This window comes from Streptomyces sp. BK208, from assembly GCF_004364245.1.
GTDB lineage: Bacteria > Actinomycetota > Actinomycetes > Streptomycetales > Streptomycetaceae > Streptomyces.
In genome coordinates this window covers 144,176-150,222 of sequence record NZ_SOAV01000017.1, presented here as the reverse complement: position 1 = coordinate 150,222, position 6,047 = coordinate 144,176, and the positions used below count along the sequence as shown (strand labels likewise).

General features: G+C 71.2%; 5 protein-coding genes and 1 pseudogene. 2 read left to right on the top strand and 4 right to left on the bottom strand.

Translation table 11 applies throughout. The features are described 5' to 3' along the window. Both EV562_RS32840 and EV562_RS32835 read left to right on the top strand, forming a co-directional pair. Nucleotides 1-377: pseudogene (locus tag EV562_RS32840) on the top strand (glucose-6-phosphate isomerase); the annotation flags it as partial. 116 nt (nt 378-493) lie between these two features. Further along, nucleotides 494-1,462, top strand: a complete 969-nt coding sequence (locus EV562_RS32835) for a proline-rich domain-containing protein (RefSeq protein ID WP_133890510.1) — start codon at nt 494-496, stop codon at nt 1,460-1,462. Nucleotides 1,463-1,564: 102 nt separating this feature from the next. On the opposite strand, the gene pgl is transcribed toward EV562_RS32835, so the two are convergent. Genes pgl through tal form a run of 4 tightly spaced genes read right to left on the bottom strand, consistent with a single transcriptional unit; the run spans nt 1,565 to nt 6,044 of the window. Then, on the bottom strand, nt 1,565-2,350 hold the full coding sequence (gene pgl, locus EV562_RS32830; RefSeq protein WP_133890509.1) for a 6-phosphogluconolactonase: 786 nt from the start codon (nt 2,348-2,350) through the stop codon (nt 1,565-1,567). Next, entirely contained in the window at nt 2,347-3,402 is a 1,056-nt protein-coding gene (gene opcA / locus EV562_RS32825; protein ID WP_133890508.1) for a glucose-6-phosphate dehydrogenase assembly protein OpcA, read from the bottom strand. The genes pgl and opcA overlap by 4 nt, the downstream gene beginning before the upstream one ends. Next, a complete protein-coding gene (gene zwf / locus EV562_RS32820; protein WP_133890507.1) occupies nt 3,399-4,922 on the bottom strand; it encodes a glucose-6-phosphate dehydrogenase in 1,524 nt (507 codons plus the stop codon). The genes opcA and zwf overlap by 4 nt, the downstream gene beginning before the upstream one ends. Nucleotides 4,923-4,925: 3 nt before the next feature. Next, the gene (gene tal, locus EV562_RS32815; RefSeq protein WP_133890506.1) at nt 4,926-6,044 is read right to left on the bottom strand and encodes a transaldolase; all 1,119 of its coding nucleotides are present in this window, start codon (nt 6,042-6,044) and stop codon (nt 4,926-4,928) included. Nucleotides 6,045-6,047: the final 3 nt, after the last annotated feature.

The following is a 6,047-nucleotide window of genomic DNA, read 5'->3' as shown; positions in this document are numbered from 1 at the left end:
TGCTGATGGCCAACTTCTTCGCCCAGACCCAGGCCCTCGCCTTCGGCAAGACCCCCGACGAGGTACGCGCCGAGGGAGTGCCGGAGGAACTGGTCGCGCACAAGACGTTCCGCGGTGACCGTCCGACGACGACGATCCTGGCCGCCGAGCTGACCCCCTCCGTCCTCGGGCAGCTGATCGCGCTGTACGAGCACAAGGTGTTCGTCCAGGGCGCGGTCTGGAACATCGACTCCTTCGACCAGTGGGGCGTCGAACTCGGCAAGGTGCTCGCCAAGCGGATCGAGCCCGCGCTGACCGAGGGCGCGCAGGTGGCGGGCCTGGACGCCTCCACCGGGGCCCTGGTCGCCGCCTACCGGGAGTTGCGCGGAAGGCAGTGACCGACGTCGGCGACGGGGTGGTGACCGGCGTGGGCGACCGGCGTCCCGTCCACCAACCCCGCCGACTGTCGTAGAATCCCCCAGCGATCATCACAGCGAGTGTTCGGGGGAACAAGGTGGCGCGAACGCGCGGAAGTTGGACCGGAGGCGGGCTGGGCGCCCGGTCCCTGCTCAACCCCAAGCAGGTCGCGACGGCGGTGTTCCACCCCAGGTGGATCCCGCCGTCGCTCGATCCGTCGATCGAGCGGCTCAAGCGGATCAGGGTCATCGGAGGTGCGGTCGCCTCGATCGGCGTCTACACCCTCTTCGAGGGCGGCTTCGACGCGGCCCAGCTGATGGAGAACGCGCTGACGGCCTCCGTCGTCCTGCTGTTCATCACCCCGCTGGTGGTCGGGGCGATGCTCTTCGTCTGGCGGCGCACCGGCACCGTCCGGCAGCTGCGCGTACCGCTGACGAACGCCCTCAAACTGCTGCTGCTGTTCGTCGGCTGCGTCGCCGCCACGGTGGTGCTGGTGACGACGATCAACACCACGGGCAACCTCCTGGTGATCATCGTCGGCGGCATGACGATGCTCTGGATGCTGGGCTTCGTGGCCTGGGGTGCCGTGCGGGTCTCCGGCAACTTCTTCGGGACCGCCGCCGTCCACCGCTGTCTCCCGGCGCTGCTGGCCACGGTGACGAGCTGGCTGGTGGCCCTGCCGGACCTGGTCACGGGCGACCTGCACGGGCTCAGTCTCACCCTCGGCATCGTGTTCATCCTGGGCGCGCCCGTGACGGTCACCGTGATCGCGCTGCTGGAGACGGGACGCCTCAAGCGGCGCTACGGCATCCGGCTGACCGCTCATCCGGCGACCCTCCCGCCGGTTCCCGGGCACGTCCCGCCGGCCGCCGGCCACCTGCCGCCGACCGGGCTGCCGCACGTGCCGCCGCCGGGCAACCCCTACGGGCACCCGTATCCGCCCGCGGGGCCCGGCCACCCGTACGCCCCCGGACCGCACCAGCCCCACACGCCGCCCCCGCCGCCGTACGCGCCGCACCACGGCGGTCGCCCCAACCCCTACGCTCCGGGCCCGGGCGGGTCCTGACGCCACCGCCCCGCCGGCGCCAGGCCGCCGGATCGTCCCGGGGTGCATGACAGAACGCCGGGCCCCGCACATGCGGGGCCCGGCGTTCTGTCATGCCGTGATCTAGGCGGACGCCGGCGGGTACAGCGACCTCGGCAGCTGCGACGCCGCCGCCGAGTCCAGGAGCCACAGGGTGCGGGCGCGGCCCCGGGCGCCCGCGGCCGGGGCCTGGATCTCGCCCGCGCCCGACAGGGCCATCGCCACCGCGTTCGCCTTGTCCTCGCCCGCCGCCAGCAGCCACACCTCACGGGCGGCGCGGATCGCGGGCAGGGTCAGGGAGATGCGGACGGGCGGCGGCTTGGGGGAGCCGTGGACGCCGATCACCGTGCGCTCGGTCTCCCGGACGCCCGGGTGCTCCGGAAAGAGCGAGGCCACGTGGGTGTCCGGGCCGACGCCGAGGAGCAGGACGTCGAAGGACGGCACCGCCGCGTGGTTCTCGGGGACGGACGCCGTGGCCAGTTCCTGTGCGTACGCGGCGGCCGCCGCCTCCACGTCCGAACCGTGCGGGCCGTCGGACGGCGCCATCGCGTGCACCCGCTTCGGGTCCAGCGGCACCGCGTCGAGCAGCGCCCGGCGCGCCTGGGTGACGTTGCGCTCCGGGTCGCCCTCCGGCAGGAAGCGCTCGTCCCCCCACCACAGGTCGAGCCGGCCCCAGTCGATCGCGTCGCGGGCCGGGGACGCGGCGAGCGCCGCGAGCAGGCCGTTGCCGTTGCGACCGCCGGTGAGGACCACGGAAGCGCTGCCCCGGGAGGCCTGTGCGTCCACGATCTTCGTGATCAGGCGGGCCGCGGCGGCCTCGGCCATCAGCTCCTTGTCGCGGTGCACGACCAGCTGCGGGGTGTCGCTCATTTCGCCGCCGCCTTCCTCACCGGTGTCTTCTCCTGCGCCGCGTCCTTCGCCCGGGCCTTCGCGACCTTCGCGACGGGAGCGGCGACCGCGCGGGTGCCTTCACCGTCGGCCCGGCCGGCACCGGCCGGAGTGTTCAGCCGGTCCACCCCGTAGCGCAGCGCCGAGGCGTACGTGTCGTCCGGGTCGAGGCGCCGCAGCTCCTCCGCGATCAGCTCGGCCGTGTCACGGCGCTTGAGCGCCACCGCGCGGGACGGCTGGCCCTGGATCGACAGGTTCGCGAGCGATCCGTCGGCACGGTCCAGGACGACCGGACCGCAGTCGGTGTCCATCCGGACCGCCGTCAGACCCGGGCCGTTCGACGCGGAACGCTTCACCGGCACGTCCAGCCGGTCCGCGAGCCACATCGCGAGCAGCTCGCAGCTCGGGTTGTGCTCCTCGCCCTCCACCTCGACCGCCTGCACCTGGCAGTCGACCTGGTCCAGGGCCGCCGCCAGCATCGAACGCCACGGCGTGATGCGGGTCCACGACAGGTCCGTGTCGCCCGGCGCGTAGGCGGCGGCCCGGGCCGCCAGCTCCCGTATCGGCTCCTCGCAGGCGTAGGTGTCGGTGACCCTGCGCTGGGCCAGAGCGCCGAGCGGGTCCTTCGCCGGGTCGAGCGGCGCGTTCACCGGCCACCAGGCCACCACCGGCGCGTCCGGCAGCAGCAGCGGCAGGACCACCGACTGGGCGTGGTCGACCACGTCGCCGTACAGCCGCAGCACGACGGTCTCGCCGGTGCCCGCGTCGGCGCCGAGGCGTACCTCCGCGTCCAGCCGGGACTTGGTGCGGTCCCGGGGTGAGCGCGAGACGCGCTTGATGACGACGAGCGTGCGCGAGGGGTGCTCGTGCGCGGCGTCGCTCGCGGCCTTCAGCGCGTCGTAGGCGTTCTCCTCGTCGGTGACGATGACCAGGGTGAGCACCATGCCGACGGCGGGGGTGCCGATGGCCCGGCGGCCCAGCACCAGCGCCTTGTTGATCTTGCTGGCCGTGGTGTCCGTGAGGTCTGTCTTCATGGCCGGCGCCAGCTCCGTCCGTCTCGCTCCAGCATGTCGTCCGCCTCGACGGGCCCCCAGGTGCCGGCCGGGTACTGGGCCGGGGTGCCGTGCTCGTCCCAGTACTGCTCGATCGGGTCGAGGATCTTCCAGGACAGCTCGACCTCCTCGGTGCGCGGGAAGAGGTTGGCGTCGCCGAGCAGCACGTCGAGGATCAGCCGCTCGTACGCCTCCGGACTGGACTCCGTGAACGACTCGCCGTAGGCGAAGTCCATGGACACGTCCCGGATCTCCATCGACGTGCCCGGCACCTTGGAGCCGAAGCGGACGGTGACGCCCTCGTCGGGCTGGACGCGGATGACGATCGCGTTCGAGCCGAGTTCCTCGGTGGCCGTCGTGTCGAAGGGGGAGTGCGGGGCCCGCTGGAAGACCACCGCGATCTCGGTGACCCGGCGGCCCAGGCGCTTGCCGGTGCGCAGGTAGAAGGGGACGCCAGCCCAGCGGCGGTTGTCGATGCCGACCTTGATCGCGGCGTAGGTGTCGGTCTTCGACTTGGGGTCGATGCCGTCCTCTTCGAGATAGCCGACGGCCTTGGCGCCGCCCTGCCACCCGGCCGCGTACTGGCCGCGCACGGTGTCCCGGCCCAGGTCCTTGGGGAGGCGGACCGCCCCGAGCACCTTGGTCTTCTCCGCCGCCAGCGCGTCCGCGTCGAAGGAGGCGGGCTCCTCCATCGCGGTCAGGGCGAGCAGCTGGAGCAGGTGGTTCTGGATGACGTCGCGCGCCGCGCCGATGCCGTCGTAGTAACCGGCCCGGCCGCCGATGCCGATGTCCTCGGCCATCGTGATCTGGACGTGGTCGACGTAGGACCGGTTCCAGATCGGCTCGAACATCGTGTTGGCGAAGCGCAGCGCCAGGATGTTCTGGACGGTCTCCTTGCCCAGGTAGTGGTCGATGCGGAAGACCTGGTCGGAACCGAAGACCTCGTGGACGATCGCGTTCAGCTCCTCGGCCGACCTCAGGTCGTGGCCGAACGGCTTCTCGATCACCGCGCGCCGCCAGGAGCCGCCCGTCTGGTCGGCGAGGTGGTGCTTCTTCAGCTGCTGGATGACGACCGGGAAGGACTTCGGCGGCACCGACAGGTAGAAGGCGAAGTTGCCGCCCGTGCCCTGTGCCTTGTCCAGCTCCTCGATGGTGGCGCGCAGCCGCTCGAAGGCGTCGTCGTCGTCGAAGGTGCCCTGGACGAAGCGCATCCCCTGGATGAGCTGCTGCCAGACCTCCTCGCGGAACGGAGTGCGGGAGTGCTCCTTGACGGCGTCGTGCACGACCTGGGCGAAGTCCTCGTGCTCCCAGTCGCGGCGGGCGAACCCGACGAGAGAGAAGCCCGGCGGCAGCAGACCCCGGTTGGCGAGGTCGTACACGGCGGGCATGAGCTTCTTGCGGGACAGATCGCCGGTGACGCCGAAAATGACCAGACCCGACGGCCCCGCGATACGCGGGAGCCGTCGGTCTGCGGGGTCACGCAGCGGGTTGCTGCTCGACAATTCTCAGCCCTTCGAGGGAGCGAGGCGCTTGAGCTCCGCCTCCGTGGACTTCAGCAGGTCGTTCCAGGCGTCCTCGAACTTGTCGACGCCCTCCTTCTCCAACAGCTGGACCACCTCGTCGTAGGAGATCCCGAGCTTCTCGACCGCGTCGAGGTCCGCGCGGGCCTGCTCGTACGTCCCGGAGACGGTGTCGCCGGTGATCTCGCCGTGGTCCTCGGTGGCGAACAGGGTCGCCTCCGGCATGGTGTTCACCGTGTTGGGCGCGACCAGGTCGGTGACGTACATGGTGTCGCTGTACGCCTTGTCCTTCACACCGGTCGACGCCCACAGCGGACGCTGCTTGTTGGCGCCGGCCTTCTCCAGGGCCGCCCAGCGGTCGGAGCCGAAGACCTCCTCGTACGCCTGGTAGGCGAGGCGGGCGTTGGCGACGGCGGCCTTGCCGCGCTGCGCCTTGGCCTCGTCGGTGCCGATCGCGTCGATCCGCTTGTCGATCTCGGTGTCCACGCGGGAGACGAAGAAGGACGCCACCGAGTGGATCTGCGAGAGGTCCAGGCCGCGCTCCTTGGCCTTCTCCAGGCCGGTCAGGAAGGCGTCCATGACCTTGCGGTAGCGCTCCAGCGAGAAGATCAGCGTGACGTTGACGCTGATGCCCAGGCCGATGGTCTCGGCGATCGCCGGGATACCCGCCTCGGTGGCCGGGATCTTGATCAGCGTGTTGGGCCGGTCCACCAGCCACGCCAGCTGCTTGGCCTCGGCGACCGTCGCCCGGGTGTTGTGGGCGAGACGCGGGTCGACCTCGATGGAGACCCGGCCGTCCTTGCCGCCGGTGTTGTCGAACACCGGGCGCAGGATGTCGGCGGCGTCACGGACGTCCGCCGTGGTGATCATGCGGATCGCCTCTTCCACCGTCACCTCGCGGGCGGCGAGGTCGGTCAGCTGCGTGTCGTAGCCGTCGCCCTGCGAGATCGCCTTCTGGAAGATCGACGGGTTGGTGGTGACGCCCACGACGTGCTGCTGGTCGATCAGCTCGGCGAGGTTGCCGGACGTGATCCGCTTGCGGGACAGGTCGTCCAGCCAGATCGCGACGCCTTCGTCGGAGAGGCGCTTGAGTGCGTCTGTCATGGA

Bases quoted from the DNA above. Each gene is read 5' to 3' on its own strand.
- pgl (WP_133890509.1), bottom strand. From the start codon at position 2,350: ATGAGCGACACCCCGCAGCTGGTCGTGCACCGCGACAAGGAGCTGATG.
- opcA (WP_133890508.1), bottom strand. From the start codon at position 3,402: ATGAAGACAGACCTCACGGACACCACGGCCAGCAAGATCAACAAGGCG.
- tal (WP_133890506.1), bottom strand. From the start codon at position 6,044: ATGACAGACGCACTCAAGCGCCTCTCCGACGAAGGCGTCGCGATCTGG.